The sequence below is a fragment of the Streptomyces sp. NPDC037013 genome, assembly GCF_055607265.1.
This window is the reverse complement of record NZ_JBVJRV010000004.1, coordinates 975,534-989,029: the sequence shown is the minus strand read 5'-3', so window position 1 is coordinate 989,029 and position 13,496 is coordinate 975,534. Positions and strand designations below refer to the sequence as shown.

The window sequence follows — 13,496 nt, the reverse complement described above, 5'->3', positions numbered from 1 at the left end:
CCTATCCCCGAACCACCGGACATGCCCTACACACCCACCGTTTCCGTCTTGGTCTCGCGCTCCAACTGCACATGCGCCCGCATCAGTTCACCGGGATCGGCGCATCTTTCCCGTGCGGGTCACCGGGCGTGGACGGTGCCCGCCTTCAGCGGCAGGACCCAGGTCTGCACGGCGCCGGCGGCGTGCAGGCGGCGGGTGACCGCGCCGGCCCGCTCGGAAGGGGTCAGCGCGATCATGCAGCCGCCCATCCCGCCGCCGGTGACCTTGGCGCCCAGGGCGCCGGCCTCCAGCGCCCCGTGCACCAGCGCGTCCAGCCGCGCGGTGCTCAGCGCGGCGGCGCGCAGCAGTTCGTGATAGTCCGTCATGCGGGTGCCCAGTTCCTGCGGTTTGCCCTCGGCCAGGGCGTGGCGGGCCTCGTCGGTCAGTTCCGTGGCGCGGCGCACGAACCGTTCCTGGGCGCCGGGGTGGCGCCGGAAGCCTTCGCGCAGCAGGGCGACGGCGTCCTTGGTGCGGCCGACCTCGCCGCTGTCGGCGATGATGAACAGCCCCTCGCAGCCCACGGGCAGTTCCTGGGCGTGCCCCTGCTGGAACAGGAGCGGGCCGTTGGCGCCCACGGCGGTGGCGTCGACGCCGCTGGCGCGGCCGTGGGTGAGGTTCTCGGCGGCCTGGACGAGGTCGAAGGCGCTCTGCGGGGTGACCTCGCGGGCGAAGAGGTCGGCCAGGGCGACGACGACGGCACGGGCGCAGGCCGCGCTGGAGCCCAGGCCGCGGCCGGGCGGAATCGCGCAGTCCAGGATCACGTCCAGGTGGATGTCGTCGCTCACCTGGGCGCCGGCGCGGAACTCGGCCGTCAGCCGGCGCAGCCAGTCGGTGGCCTGGGTGGCCACCGGCCGGGAGGGGGAGCCGGTCATCGTCAAGGACACGTCGCCGTCCTCCCCCGGGGCCCGGCCCGACCAGCCCGCGCTCGCGGTGACCGGCAGCTGCGGCACGGGCAGTGCCAGGGCCGGGGCGCCGTAGACGACCGCGTGCTCTCCCAGCAGGACGGCCTTGGCGTGCGCGCGGCCGACTCCGACCGAGCCGGCCCGGCGGATGGGTGAGGCTCCCTGCGCCGAGGTCGGTGACGTCAACGTACTCAGCTCCCTTGGTCGTTTCTGCATGGAGAGCGTCATCCAGACTGTGAGGAAGGAAAAAGCGAAAGAGCGAGGGAAGACGCGGGAAAGACGGAGAAAGGACACCGGCGCCCGGCATCGCGGGGCCGCCTTGCCCCATAGGGCCGGGTGTCCGGGTGCGCGCAGCGCGGCGCTCGGGCGGGCACGAGGCGCGGGGCTGCGGGAGAAAAGGCAGGGCGCGGTGTGGCGGGCGGCGGGGCCGGTGAGCGGTGGTCAACTCCCTGCCGTGCGGCGGTTTTTGGGCAGGGGGGACGCACCGGAATAGTGACACGCACGGTTCCCTCCCGCCTAGAGCACCCCGAAGTGACGTGGGTCACACCCCGGGGTGGGATGCGGCCTGGGTGTGGCGGGGTGGGTGGGGCGGGTCAGTCGATGCCGCGTACGACGTGGGGTTCGAAGGTGTCGTCCTCGTCGATGCCGGCGAGCCGCAGTGCCGGGGTGGGCGCGGGGGCCGGGGCCGGGGTTGGTGGGTCGTTCCGGCGCGGCCTGGTGTCCTCCTCGTGGGTGTCCTGCACGGGGTCCTCCTGCACGGTGGTGCGCCGGCCGGCGTCCTGAGGGCGCGCGGGGGGTGTGTCAGTGGTGGGTCGCCAGGCCGGGTGGCACGCGGGGTGTGCCGGTGACCTCGCGGTGGATGTCCAGTGCCGCGGTGGAGCGGTTGAGGGTGATGTAGTGCAGGCCCGGGGCGCCTTCGGCGAGCAGGCGGCGGGCCATGGCGGTGGCGTGTTCCACGCCGATGCGGTGGCCTTCGCCGGGCTGGTCGCGGACCGCTTCCAGGCGGTGGGCCAGGGTTTCGGGGAAGGCGGCGCCGCTGAGCTGGGCGAAGCGGCTGATCTGGCGCACGTCGGTGGCGGGCATGATCTCGGGGATGACCGGGGTGGTGCAGCCCGCGGCTTCCAGGCGGTCGCGCAGCCGCAGGTAGTCCTCGACGTTGAAGAACATCTGGGTGATGGCGTAGTCGGCGCCGGCGCGGCATTTGGCGACGAAGTGGCGGATGTCGCTGTCCCAGTCCGGTGAGCGCGGGTGGCGTTCGGGAAAGGCCGCGACGCCGACGCTGAAGTCGCCCGATTCCTTGACCAGGCGCACCAGTTCGTGGGCGTGGAGGAAGCCGTCGGGGTGCGGGGTCCAGGGGCCGCTGGGGTCGCCGGGCGGATCGCCGCGCAGTACCAGGACGTCGCGGACACCGGCGTCGGCGTACTGGCCGATGATGTGGCGCAGTTCGGCCACCGAGTGCCCGACCGCCGTCAGGTGGGCGACCGGACGCAGGGTCGTCTGGGCCGCGATGCGCTTGGTGACCTCCACGGTGCGCTCGCGGGAGGAGCCCCCGGCGCCGTAGGTGACCGAGACGAAGGCGGGGGCAAGGGTTTCGATGCGGCGGATGGTCTGCCACAGCGAGCGGGCCGCGGCCGGGCTCTTGGGCGGGAAGAACTCGAAGGAGAAGCTGGGGGCGGCGCCGGTGATGAGGTCGCGCAGGGCGCGGCTCATGAGGCCGGCTCGAGTCGTGGGTGCAGGTCGCGGGCGGCGCCTGGTCCGTAGGTCTGCTCGATGCGGGCGAGCAGGTCGGCGGGGATGAGTTTGTACTCCTGGGTACCCACTGATTCCAGGACGGTGGTGGCCAGGGCGCAGCCGAGCTGGGCGGCCCGTTCCTGGGGCAGCTGCCAGGCGGTGGCGGCCAGGAATCCGCAGCGGAAGGCGTCGCCCGCTCCGGTGGGGTCGGCGATGGTGCCGGCGGGGACGGCCGGGACGGTCAGCGGGGGGCAGCCGGCGCGGGCCAGCACGGCCCCGGCCGGGCCCAGGGTGGTGATCCAGGTGCCGACCCGCTCCAGGAGCTGGGCGTGGTTCCAGCCGGTGCGCTCCAGCAGCAGGGCGGCCTCGTACTCGTTGGCGAACAGCCAGCGGGCTCCGCTCACCAGCTGGCGGGCCTGGTCGCGGTCCAGGCGGGCCAGTTGCTGGGAGGGGTCGGCGGCCACCGCGAGGTTCAGGCGGTGGGCGGCGGCGGTGTGCCGCAGCATCGCGGCGGGGTCGTCGGCGCCGATGAGGACCAGGGCCGGGCCGGGGGCGGGGGCCGGGGCCGGGGTGAGGGCGGTGGCGAGGTCGATGTGGGCGGCCTCGGCCATGGCGCCGGCGTAGAAGGTGGCGATCTGGTTCTGGTCCTGGTCGGTGGTGCACACGAACCGTGCGGTGTGCAGGGTGTCGCTGACGTGGACGGCGGAGGTGTCCACGCCGTGGGCCCGCAGCCAGGCGCCGTACTCGGCGAAGTCCAGGCCGGCCGCGCCGATCAGCAGTGGGCGCAGGCCCAGCAGGCCCAGGCCGAAGGCGATGTTGGCCCCGACGCCGCCGCGGCGCACCTCGAGCCGGTCGGCGAGGAAGGACAAGGAGACGCGCTCCAGCTGCTCGGCGAGCAGCTGCTCGGCGAAGCGTCCGGGAAAGACCATCAGGTGGTCGGTCGCTATCGATCCGGTCACGGCGATACGCACGGGAAAAAGCACTCCCTCGGAGCTGGGACGGCAGGTGCGGCCAGGGACAGCGGACGCCAGAGGCCAGACGCCAGACGCCAAATGCCGGACGGCACACGGCAATCGGCACACGGTGATCGGCGATCGGCGGGCCGGGGGCGGCGGGCGCGGCCCCAGCGCCCCCGGCGCCGGGACGGTGCGGCGCCGGGGGTTTCGTGCCGGGGACTGGGTGCCGGGGCGCGGTGGTGCTCAGCCCGCTTCGGCGGCCTTGCGCAGGGCCTCGGCGCGGTCGGTGCGTTCCCAGGTGAAGTCGGGCAGTTCGCGGCCGAAGTGACCGTAGGCCGCGGTCTGCGCGTAGATGGGGCGCAGCAGGTCCAGGTCGCGGATGAGGGCGGCCGGGCGCAGGTCGAAGACCTCGCCGATGGCCGTCTCGATCTTCTCCGCGTCGACGGTGGCGGTGCCGAAGGTCTCGACGAACAGGCCGACCGGTTCGGCCTTGCCGATGGCGTAGGCGACCTGGACCTCGCAGCGGGCCGCGAGCCCGGCCGCGACGACGTTCTTGGCGACCCAGCGCATCGCATACGCCGCCGAACGGTCCACCTTGGAGGGGTCCTTGCCGGAGAACGCGCCGCCGCCGTGACGGGCCATCCCCCCGTACGTATCGACGATGATCTTGCGGCCGGTCAGGCCCGCGTCGCCCATCGGGCCGCCGATCTCGAAGCGGCCGGTGGGGTTGACGAAGAGGCGGTAGCCGTCGGTGTCCAGCTTGATGCCGTCCTGGGCGAGCTGGGCCAGGACGTGTTCGACGACGTGGGTGCGCAGGTCGGGGGTGAGCTGGTCGTCCAGGTCGATGTCGCTCGCGTGCTGGGAGGAGACGACGATGGTGTCCAGGCGTACCGGGCGGCTGCCCTGGTATTCGATGGTGACCTGGGTCTTGCCGTCGGGCCGCAGGTAGGGGACGGTGCCGTCCTTGCGGACCGCGCTGAGCCTGTGGGAGAGGCGGTGGGCCAGCTCGATCGGCAGCGGCATCAAGGTCGGCGTCTCATCGGTGGCGTAACCGAACATCAGCCCCTGATCACCCGCACCCTGCCGGTCCAGGGCGTCCTCATCGCCCTGGACACGGTGTTCATAGGCGGCGTCCACGCCCTGGGCGATGTCGGGCGACTGGGCGCCGATGGACACCGACACCCCGCACGAGGCCCCGTCGAACCCCTTGGCCGAGGAGTCATAACCGATCTCCAGGATCTTCTGCCGCACCAGCGAGGCGATGTCGGCATACGCGGTGGTGGTCACCTCACCGGCGATGTGCACCTGACCGGTGGTGATCAGCGTCTCGACCGCGACCCGCGAAGCAGGGTCCTGGCCCAGCAGCGCATCCAGCACCGCGTCACTGATCTGATCGGCGATCTTGTCGGGATGACCCTCGGTCACGGACTCCGAGGTGAACAGGCGGCGGGACATGACCCTCCAGGGCAGCGGCGGACGGGCGAACGGACGGGGCGAGCAAACGGGTTAGACGAGCGGGCGGGACGAGCGGGCGGGACGAGCGGGTGGATGGGCGGGCCGGCCGGGGCTGCCGCAGACAGCCGGACAGCCGGGCCCGGCTGTCCGGTGCCCGCTTTCCCTCTGGGCGTGGGTGGTTCAGGCCGGTGCGGGCCCCGGGCGGGGGCCCGGTCAGGCGGCGGGGCGGCCGGCCTTGAGGGCGGTTGCGACCTCCACCACCCGCTGGGCCTGGTAGCGGGCGGCCTGCAGCGTCACCTCGCCGGGCGCCTGCTGCGCACCCGGCGTGCCCACCACGTGCGACGTGCCGTACGGGTTGCCGGCCTTGAACTGGATCGGGTCGGTGTAGCCGGGCGGCACGATGATCCCGCCCCAGTGGTAGAAGCTGTTGGCCAGCGCCAGGATCGTCGACTCCTGGCCCCCGTGGGGGGTGTTGCTGGCCGTGAACGCCGAGTACACCTTGCCCGCCAGCTTCCCCTGCACCCACAGCGGGCCGGTGGTCTCCATGAACGCGCGCAGCTGGCTGGCCGGGTTGCCGAACCGGGTCGGCGTGCCCCACAGCACCGCGTCGGCCCACTCCAGGTCCTCGTGAGCGGGCTGGGGCACGTCCTGGTGCTCCTCGCGGTAGCGGGCCCAGGCCGGGTTGGCCGCCACGGCCTGGGCCGGTGCGGTCTCCGCCACCCGGCGCAGGCGCACCTGCGCCCCGGCCTTCTCGGCCCCTTCGGCGGCGGCATGCGCCAGCGCATGCACGTTGCCCATCGCGCTGTAGTAGATGATGGCGACGTTCACAGATTCCACAACCGCATCCTTAAATCCGTTGGCCGTTATCAGTTGAGGTGGGTGCGCAGGGCGGTGCGCAGGGCCGTGGCCACGCGTTCGACCTGGCCGGTGGTGAGTTCGGCGTGCATGGGGATCGCCAGGTGGTGGGCGAAGAGGTCGGCCGAGACGGGGCAGGTCTGCTTGGTCTCGAAGACGGGCTGCAGGTGGGTGGCCCAGGTGCCGTGTCCGCAGCCGATGCCCTGGCCGCGCAGGTCGGCGGCGAGGGCCGCGCGGTCCACCCGGTCGTCGAGTCTGACGAGGTAGGACTGCCAGGCGTGGGTGCGGTCGGCGGGCACCTGGGGCAGCGTCAGGAGTTCCTCATCGGCCAGCAGGCGGCCGTAGGCGGCGGCCACGGTGGTGCGGCGTTCCAGGAGTTCGTCGATGCGGCCGATCTGGACCTGCAGGATCGCCGCGGCGATGTCGGAGAGCTTGAAGTTGTAGCCGATCTCGGTGAACTGCGGGATGGGCAGGCCCACGACCTTGGACTGGTCGAAGATGCTGCCGATGCCGAAGGAGGAGCGCAGCCGGGCGTCGGCTCCCACCGCGGGGTCGGTGGCCAGCAGGGCGCCGCCCTCGCCGCTGGTGGCGCCCTTGCGGCCGTGGAAGGACAGGCAGGCGACCTCGGCCAGGGCGCCGGCGGGGCGCTGCTGGTAGGTGGCGCCGACCGCGCAGGCGGCGTCTTCGATGAGGAAGAGGTTGTGGCGGTCGGCGATGGCCTGCAGTTCGGTGTAGTCGGCGGGCAGGCCGACGGTGTCCACGGCGATGATGCCCACGGTGCGCGGGCCGATGAGGTCGGCCACGGCCTGCGGGTCGACGGTGGCGGTGTCGGGCCGTACGTCGGCGAAGACGGGGACGGCGTCGAGGTAGCGCACCGCGTGGGCGGGGGCGGGGAAGGTGTAGTCGGCGACGATGACTTCGTCGCCGGGCTGGACGCCCAGGGCGAGCAGTGCCAGGTGCAGGGCGGCGCCGCAGTTGCTGACGGCGACCGCGTCGCCGCTTTGGTAGCGCTCCTTGAGCTGGGCCTCCAGGGCCTTGCCCTTGGGGCCCTGGCCGGCCGGCCAGCCCGAGGCGAACACCTCGGCGACGGCGGCCAGTTCCTGTTCGCCCAGGCTGGCGTGGACCAGAGGGATGCTGTCCATGGTGCTCACTTCCCGTTGCCCGTGGCGGGCGGCTCGTAGCGCAGGGGGGTGATCTGGCTGACGTCGTGGCGTTTGCGCATGGCTTCCACGGCGGCGGGGTCCACGGCGGTGCCGCTCGACCAGATCTCCGCGATTTCCTCGAAGTACTGCTCGTGGTCGGGTGAGGGGTAGCTCTGGAACAGCATCCGGGCGGGCTTGTGGCCGGCGTTGCGGAAGGCGTGCGGGGTGCCCGGCGGCACGAACATGCAGGCGCCCTCGGTGGCGGTCACCACGCTGTCGCCGCCGGTGGAGGTCCACTCGTGCCAGTTGGCGGCGGTGCGCTGCTGGGGCTCGAAGGCCAGCAGCTGCAGTTCCCCTTCCAGGACGTAGAAGAACTCCTGGGAATGGGTGTGCACGTGCGCGCCGACGTCGAAGCCGGGCGGTACGACCACCTCGAAGATGGAGATGGAGGAGCCGTGCGCGTGGGTGGCCTTGAAGGTCACTTCCTGCGCTTTGGTGATCAGCTTCCGTCCCCCACCGGGCGGGACGATCAGACCGGTCATGTGATCCGTTTCCTTCTGTGTTGCCCTACGAGTTGCCCCGGGAGGCGCCCTGGGAGGTGCCGTGGCTGCCTGGGAGGCGCCGGGTGGCCGCCTGCGAGGCGCCTGGGAGGCGCCTGGGAGGTGTTCTGGGAGGGGCCGCCGGGTGGCGGGGGCGGGCCGGCGGCGGCCGGCCGGCGTGCGGCGTGCGGCGTGCGGCGCTTTCAGAGCGCGCTGTCGCCGGCCCAGACGCCCAGGGCCATCTCGGCGGTGATGCCGGGGCCGAAGCCGGCGATCAGGCCGGTGGCGTCGGGCATCGGGGTGTCCTCTTCGAACAGCCGCAGGGCGGCGTCCAGGACGACGGCGCTGGCGATGTTGCCGTACTCCGTCAGCGTCGACCAGCTGTGGCGGAACACCTTGCGGTCGACGTCGAGGAACTTGGCCAGATCGTTGAGGATGCGCGGGCCGCCGGCGTGGACGATGTAGAAGTCCAGGTTGCTGGCGTCCCAGTGGTGGGCGGCGGCGAAGTCGCGCAGCACCGGCGCCAGCGGCTCCATGGTGCCCGGCACGCGGCGGTCCAGCTGGAAGTGGAAGCCGGTGTCGCGCACCGCGTAGGAGATCCAGTCCTCGGTGTGCGGGATGAGGTAGGAGGCGTTGCGCTGGAGTTCGATGCCGGTGCCGCCGGTGCCGCGCACCACGGCGGCCGCGACCGCGTCGCCGAACAGGCCGTCGGAGAGCAGCGAGCCGATGTCGTCCTCGTCGGGCTGGTAGCACAGCGAGCACAGCTCGCAGGAGACGATCAGGACGTTGCTGCCGGGGTGGGCCACGCAGAAGTCGTGGGCGCGGTTGACCGCCGCTCCGCCCGCCGCGCAGCCCAGCTGGGCGATGGGGATCTGGCGGGTGTCGGAGCGAAAGCCCATCTTGTTGATGAGCCAGGCCGTCAGGGAGGGCATCAGGAAGCCTGTGCACGACACGTAGATGATCGCGTCGATCTCCTGGGCCGTCACATCGGCGTTGGCCAGGGCCTCTTCGACGACCTCGGGGCAGCGCTTCTTCGACTCGGCCTCATAGATCCGGTTGCGTTCGGTCAGGCCCGGGTGGCGCAGGGTCTTCTCGATGGGCTGGACGATATGCCGCTTCAGCACCCCCGTGTTGCGGATCAGTCGAAGCGCCAGGGGAAGCTGCGGCTTTCCGGCGTGGGCCCTCTCGGCGAATTCCAGCGTCTCTTCCGCTGTGATGACGTATTCGGGCACACGCACTGACGGCTTGCATAGCCTAGGCATATCGGGAATCCACTTTCTCTAGAGTCTGCCTTCTGCACGTGAAGAAGCGAACGTTCGCGCGATACCTGTGACGCCGCCCGCCCGGGCGGGCAGACCGGCGCAGGGCAGGTGGCAGGTGGGCAGAGGCGCTGTGGCGGTCTGCCGTGCCGCCTTGCCCCCGCCCCCGTGCCGGTCGGCTGCGGGGCGGCGGGCATGCGGATCACGGGCACCGGCCCCGCCCGCACGGTGATGCGGACGCCGGGGCCGGCAGGTCCCTGAACCGGCGAGCCGGCAGGGCACACACAAAAGGGGGGGCTGGTGGGGCTGGAGGGCTGGTGGCTGGTACACCGGCCGGGGGCGGGCAGAGTTGAGGCTGGGGAACCGGGGCCGGGGAGAGCTGGAGCCTGTGGCCGGACGTGCCGGGCGGGGCGGGGGCGGGGCTGTGAGCTGGCCGGCTGGCAGGCGTGGCAGGGCGGCGGGCGTGGGGCGGGACGCGTGCGCGGTGGCGGGCGTGGGCCGGCCGGCGGTGACGTAAAAGCTTGGCGTTCGGCAGGTCCAGTACGAGGTGCTGTGCGCGTACGCACTCCGGCCCTCGACGACCCCTGATGGGGGCGGGCGGTGCTGTCGGCCAGGTCCACCCCGGCCACGCGGTTGCCGGTGCAGTCGCTCACGTAGGCCTTGCTGCCCGGGAGGTTCGGGGCCACGTCGTTGGCTTGGCCCAGGCTTCCCCGGGCCTTGTGCGCGGAGGCGGTGCCGGGCAGGGCGGGCTGGCCAGTGGGCGTGGGGCAGCGTGGCGCGCCGCCCGGGCGGGGCAGGAGGCGCTGAGGCGCGGGGTGGTGCGCGGTGGCGGGTCACCGCGGCTCGGCGGCCGGGCCGGGGTGCCACTCCCCCGCCCGGGGCCCGGCGGACACATGCGGCACCGGCCGGCCGACATGACGACGGCGCCAGTGATGCCGGCGGTTGTCGGCGGTGGGGCAGTCATCGTGCGCGCGGCGTGGCGGGCGCGGGCACGCACGGGCGGGGAGAAAGACGAGGGAGGCCGGGCCGGCGGGTTCGCGGCGGGCAGGGCAAGGGCGCTCGACGCCAACTCATCACCGTCACACGGGAGTTGGGTTCGGCGCCCACCCGCCCCGGGGCACACTCCGGGGCGCGCGGCCCGCGGGCGTCAGACGCCAGGCGCCAAACGTCACGGCATGCGGGCGGGAAAACACGGAAGGAGGAAGAAAGCCAGCGGCGCAGGGGCATGGACTGGGCATGGCCCGTACGGGGTGGGAGATACGACACTCGCACCGCAACCCGGTACCGGTGAACCGGTTTTGGGCAGGGAAGTCGTGCGGAAATAGTGACACGGATACCGTCCCCACACCAAGAGCCTCCGGAAGTGACGTAGGTCACGAAGACAAGGCGCGGAGCGGAGTACAGGGTGTGGCGGGCCAGGGCGCAACAGGGTTGGTCTGCGCGGGAGTTCGGTGCGCGGTACCCCTGGCCTGGGCGGATACGGGGGCCGACGGGGAGCGGCGCCGGGCAGCCTTGGGCGATCCCCCGGGAGGTTCCAGGGTCTCAACTCGCCTACCAGCAAGCGGGGTTGGAATCCTGGTCGACGGGGCCAACGCGCGGCGGGCGCGGCGGAGGGGGCTCGTCGCGTGGGGCCGGTCCGGGGAGGGTCCTGGGGTAGGTGGCCAAGTGCGGTGCGGAGAGGGCCGGTTGGGGTCACGGCCGGGGCGGGGCGGGACGGTCGGGCGTACGCGAGGCGGGCCGGGGGCCCGGCGGGCAGGCCCGTGTCGGGGCGCGCCCTGCCCCTTCGCTCTCCCCTGCCCCCGGGGGGGGGTGGGCTGGTGGTGCGGGCGGGTGCAGGGGGTTGGCGGGGGGGCGGGGTCAGAGGGTGCGGATGGCGGTCTCGGCGTGGCGGCGGGCCAGGTGGAGGGTCTGGCGGCTTTCGTGGCCGAGTTCTTCGCGCAGCCGCCGGCGGGCCTCGGGCAGGCCGGCGCCGGCGCCCAGGACGCGTTCGATGTCGTCCTCGCGGATCAGGGCGTGGTGCTGGGCGGTGACGGTCACTCCCGTCGCGTCGGGCAGGAGCAGCCATTCGCCGCAGTGCGCGGCCAGCAGCGGGCGGGGGGTGGTCGTCTTGTGCACGATGCGTCCGGCGTGCGGGAAGCAGATGCGGATGCCGGTCTCGGTGCGGGTGGTGTCGTCGGCGCCGGCCAGGGTGAGGGTGACCTTCTGCACGCCGGGGCGGGGTTCTTCCAGGTCGGCGCGGCGTACGTGCGGGATGCGGCCGGGCCAGCCGGCCACGTCGTACAGGAAGCCGTAGACCAGTTCGGGCGGGCCGCTCAGGCGGGTGGACTCGGTGAAGGACAGGGCCAGGTCGTCCAGGCGGATCCACCGTTCGGCCAGGAACTTGAGGTTGTCCAGGGTGGAGCGGCTGTGGGTGGCGGTGGTCCGTTCGATCCAGGCGGCGTCCTGGGGGCGCTCGGGTGCGGCGGTGAATGCGTGCTCGAGGGTGAGGCGGCAGCGGCCCGGGGCCAGGGGCTGCACGTTCCAGGTGCCGGACATGGAGGTGGCCGGTTCCATGAGCAGGTCCTGGCAGAAGGTGATGCGCCGGCGGGCGGGGTCGTGGACGCGGCGGGAGGTCCAGGAGGTGACCTGGTCTTCGGCCAGCGCCCACATCCGCAGGCGTTCATGGGTGCCGTCGAAGTCCAGGCGCTGGACGTGGGCGTTGTAGGGCAGGTAGAGCGGCCACCGCTCGGGGTCGGCGATCAACGCGTAGGTGACTCCCGCGGGTGCGGCCACCTCGGCCGTGTACGAGAGCCGGTGGATGCGCTCACCGGGCACCGGGGCCCCTCTCTGTCGGCGCGCGCCGCTTGCGCGCGCGTGGGTCCGGCGTGGGGGCCGGGATGTGGGTGCAGTGTGTCCCGCCGCGCTCGATGCGCGCCCCACAACCGCTCGAGTCCGCCTGGTCCCCGGCACACGGGAACCAGACGGACGCGAGAGCGACACCGTCGGCCCACACCCACACCCCACACACCAGACCCCGGAACCCCGGGCACGAGGGCCCGAGGGCCTGCGGTGTCGGAGCCCGGGCGTCAGGCGCCGGAGCCCGGGCCCAAGGCATCAAGGCGCCAGGCCCCGCGGTACCCGGGCACCCGGGCGCCGGGCGTCACGGTGCGACGCCCGGGTGCCGGATGCCCAGGTACCGGGAGAGCCGGTGGTACCGGTGGTACCGGTGGTACCGGTGCTGCTGGTGGTGTCAGGCGGCGTAGAGGTCGAAGGTCGAGCTGCGCCGCGGTCCGGCCACGACGTCCAGCTGCGGGTCGACGGCCAGCATCGCCTGGTGCAGGCGCTGGACCTGCGGGGAGGGCTCCACGCCCAGGCCCTCGATCATCCGCAGGCGCAGCTTGCGGTAGATCTCCAGGGCCGAGGCCTGCCGGCCCGACCGGTAGAGCGCCACCATGGCCTGCGAGTGCAGTCCCTCGTGCTGGGGGTAGCGGGCGGTCAGTTCGGTCAGTTCGGCGATGAGTTCGGAGTGCCGGCCAAGGCGCAGGTCGGCGTCGATGCGCCGCTCCACGGTGCCCAGGCGGCTCTCCTCCAGGCGCATGACCTCGATCTCCAGGATGGGCCCGACCCGCACGTCGACCAGTGCGGGCCCGCGCCACAGGGCCAGGGCCTTGCGGAAGCGGTCGGCGGCGGTGGCGTCGTCGCCGGTCTCAAAGGCGGCCCGGCCCTCGGTGGCCAGGCGTTCGTACTGGTGCACGTCCACGCTCTCGGCGGGTATCTGCATCAGGTAGCCGCCGTGGCGGGTGGCCAGGACCTCCTTGGCCGTATCGGGGGCGTCGGGGCCCAGTGCGGTCCCCAGATGCCGGCGCAGCTGGAGGATGTATGTCTGCAGGGTGGTGAGCGCGCTCTGGGGCGGTTCGGTGCCCCAGAGTTCCTCCATGAGCGTGGGGACGGGCATCACCCGTCCGGGGTAGAGGGCAAGAAGGGACAGAATCTGCCGCGGCTTGCTCGCCGTCGGAACAATCGATCCCCCGTTGACCTCGGCGCTCAACGGACCCAGAACCTGTATCTTCATGGGTTTCCTCCGTACTCGTCGAGTTATGTCTTGACTGCATTCCGACGCCGCGGGCGTCGTGGCGGTGGTGCGCGGGGCGTCCTCCTTTCGCCGTCGTCCGTCTTTCGTCGTCGTCCGTTGATCGTGGTCCATCGGGTGAGGGGTCGTCAGGCCTGGTCCCTGGCCCGCACGTTAGGCCGCACACGGGCCGGGTGCGCGTGGGCTGGGGTGAAGTCCACACGGCGTACGGGGGAACGTTTTTCTTCCTCGCCTTCCGGTCACGTCACACGGGCAGGTGCAGGGCAGAGCGGGCCGGCGGCGGTGGGGCGCCGCGAGCGGCACACGCGCTCGCCCACTGCTCTCGCCGCCAGGGCGAGCGCGTGGGGGGAAGGGCGATCGAGTGAACGGTGCGGTGGAACAGATCCAACGGGCAGAACAGGCAGAACGGGTGGAACGGGCCGAGCAGATGGAACAGGCGGCGCGGGTGGAGCAGGTGGCTCAGGTACAACAGGTGTTCGGGTGAGGCTGGGGGCCCGGGCGGGCCGTGTGGGGGGGGGGTGGGGTGCCGGTGCTGCCGGGGCGGGGGCG

Annotated in this window: 12 protein-coding genes; 1 reads left to right on the top strand and 11 read right to left on the bottom strand. The window is 72.7% G+C overall.

Features of this window, described 5'->3' with window-relative positions; all coding sequences use genetic code 11:
* Positions 1 to 119: 119 nt before the first annotated feature.
* From mvk to ACZ7DY_RS18980, 11 genes are all read right to left on the bottom strand, one after another.
* Positions 120 to 1,127 (bottom strand): mevalonate kinase, encoded by a 1,008-nt coding sequence (gene mvk, locus ACZ7DY_RS19030; RefSeq protein WP_471136633.1) that lies wholly within the window; start codon positions 1,125 to 1,127, stop codon positions 120 to 122.
* Between the two features lie 407 nt (positions 1,128 to 1,534).
* Positions 1,535 to 1,684 carry a hypothetical protein gene (locus ACZ7DY_RS19025; RefSeq protein WP_471136632.1) on the bottom strand — a complete coding sequence of 50 codons (150 nt, stop codon included), beginning with the start codon at positions 1,682 to 1,684 and terminating at the stop codon, positions 1,535 to 1,537.
* A 58-nt stretch (positions 1,685 to 1,742) separates the two neighbouring features.
* The gene (metF, locus tag ACZ7DY_RS19020; protein ID WP_471136630.1) at positions 1,743 to 2,651 is read right to left on the bottom strand and encodes a methylenetetrahydrofolate reductase [NAD(P)H]; all 909 of its coding nucleotides are present in this window, start codon (positions 2,649 to 2,651) and stop codon (positions 1,743 to 1,745) included.
* The gene (locus ACZ7DY_RS19015) at positions 2,648 to 3,643 is read right to left on the bottom strand and encodes a PfkB family carbohydrate kinase (protein WP_471136628.1); all 996 of its coding nucleotides are present in this window, start codon (positions 3,641 to 3,643) and stop codon (positions 2,648 to 2,650) included. The genes metF and ACZ7DY_RS19015 overlap by 4 nt, the downstream gene beginning before the upstream one ends.
* A gap of 228 nt (positions 3,644 to 3,871) precedes the next feature.
* Positions 3,872 to 5,083, bottom strand: coding sequence for a methionine adenosyltransferase (gene metK, locus ACZ7DY_RS19010; RefSeq protein ID WP_471136626.1), 1,212 nt, complete (start codon positions 5,081 to 5,083; stop codon positions 3,872 to 3,874).
* A gap of 213 nt (positions 5,084 to 5,296) precedes the next feature.
* Positions 5,297 to 5,920 (bottom strand): NAD(P)H:quinone oxidoreductase, encoded by a 624-nt coding sequence (gene wrbA, locus ACZ7DY_RS19005; RefSeq protein ID WP_471136624.1) that lies wholly within the window; start codon positions 5,918 to 5,920, stop codon positions 5,297 to 5,299.
* A 29-nt stretch (positions 5,921 to 5,949) separates the two neighbouring features.
* Entirely contained in the window at positions 5,950 to 7,080 is a 1,131-nt protein-coding gene (locus tag ACZ7DY_RS19000; RefSeq protein ID WP_471136622.1) for a DegT/DnrJ/EryC1/StrS family aminotransferase, read from the bottom strand.
* A gap of 5 nt (positions 7,081 to 7,085) precedes the next feature.
* Positions 7,086 to 7,622: a cupin domain-containing protein gene (locus ACZ7DY_RS18995; RefSeq protein ID WP_471136620.1), complete on the bottom strand. Its 537-nt coding sequence runs from the start codon at positions 7,620 to 7,622 to the stop codon at positions 7,086 to 7,088.
* A gap of 200 nt (positions 7,623 to 7,822) precedes the next feature.
* Entirely contained in the window at positions 7,823 to 8,881 is a 1,059-nt protein-coding gene (locus tag ACZ7DY_RS18990; RefSeq protein WP_471136618.1) for a type III polyketide synthase, read from the bottom strand.
* Between the two features lie 1,854 nt (positions 8,882 to 10,735).
* The gene (locus ACZ7DY_RS18985) at positions 10,736 to 11,692 is read right to left on the bottom strand and encodes an aromatase/cyclase (protein ID WP_471136616.1); all 957 of its coding nucleotides are present in this window, start codon (positions 11,690 to 11,692) and stop codon (positions 10,736 to 10,738) included.
* A 415-nt stretch (positions 11,693 to 12,107) separates the two neighbouring features.
* The gene (locus tag ACZ7DY_RS18980) at positions 12,108 to 12,929 is read right to left on the bottom strand and encodes an AfsR/SARP family transcriptional regulator (RefSeq protein ID WP_471136614.1); all 822 of its coding nucleotides are present in this window, start codon (positions 12,927 to 12,929) and stop codon (positions 12,108 to 12,110) included.
* A 379-nt stretch (positions 12,930 to 13,308) separates the two neighbouring features.
* On the opposite strand from ACZ7DY_RS18980, the gene ACZ7DY_RS18975 reads away from it, so the two are divergent.
* A complete protein-coding gene (locus tag ACZ7DY_RS18975) occupies positions 13,309 to 13,431 on the top strand; it encodes a hypothetical protein (RefSeq protein WP_471136612.1) in 123 nt (40 codons plus the stop codon).
* Positions 13,432 to 13,496: the final 65 nt, after the last annotated feature.

Coding starts and splice junctions, on each gene's coding strand:
- metF (WP_471136630.1), bottom strand. CDS start 2,651: ATGAGCCGCGCCCTGCGCGACCTCATCACCGGCGCCGCCCCCAGCTTC.
- metK (WP_471136626.1), bottom strand. CDS start 5,083: ATGTCCCGCCGCCTGTTCACCTCGGAGTCCGTGACCGAGGGTCATCCC.
- ACZ7DY_RS19000 (WP_471136622.1), bottom strand. CDS start 7,080: ATGGACAGCATCCCTCTGGTCCACGCCAGCCTGGGCGAACAGGAACTG.
- ACZ7DY_RS18995 (WP_471136620.1), bottom strand. CDS start 7,622: ATGACCGGTCTGATCGTCCCGCCCGGTGGGGGACGGAAGCTGATCACC.
- ACZ7DY_RS18990 (WP_471136618.1), bottom strand. CDS start 8,881: ATGCCTAGGCTATGCAAGCCGTCAGTGCGTGTGCCCGAATACGTCATC.
- ACZ7DY_RS18980 (WP_471136614.1), bottom strand. CDS start 12,929: ATGAAGATACAGGTTCTGGGTCCGTTGAGCGCCGAGGTCAACGGGGGA.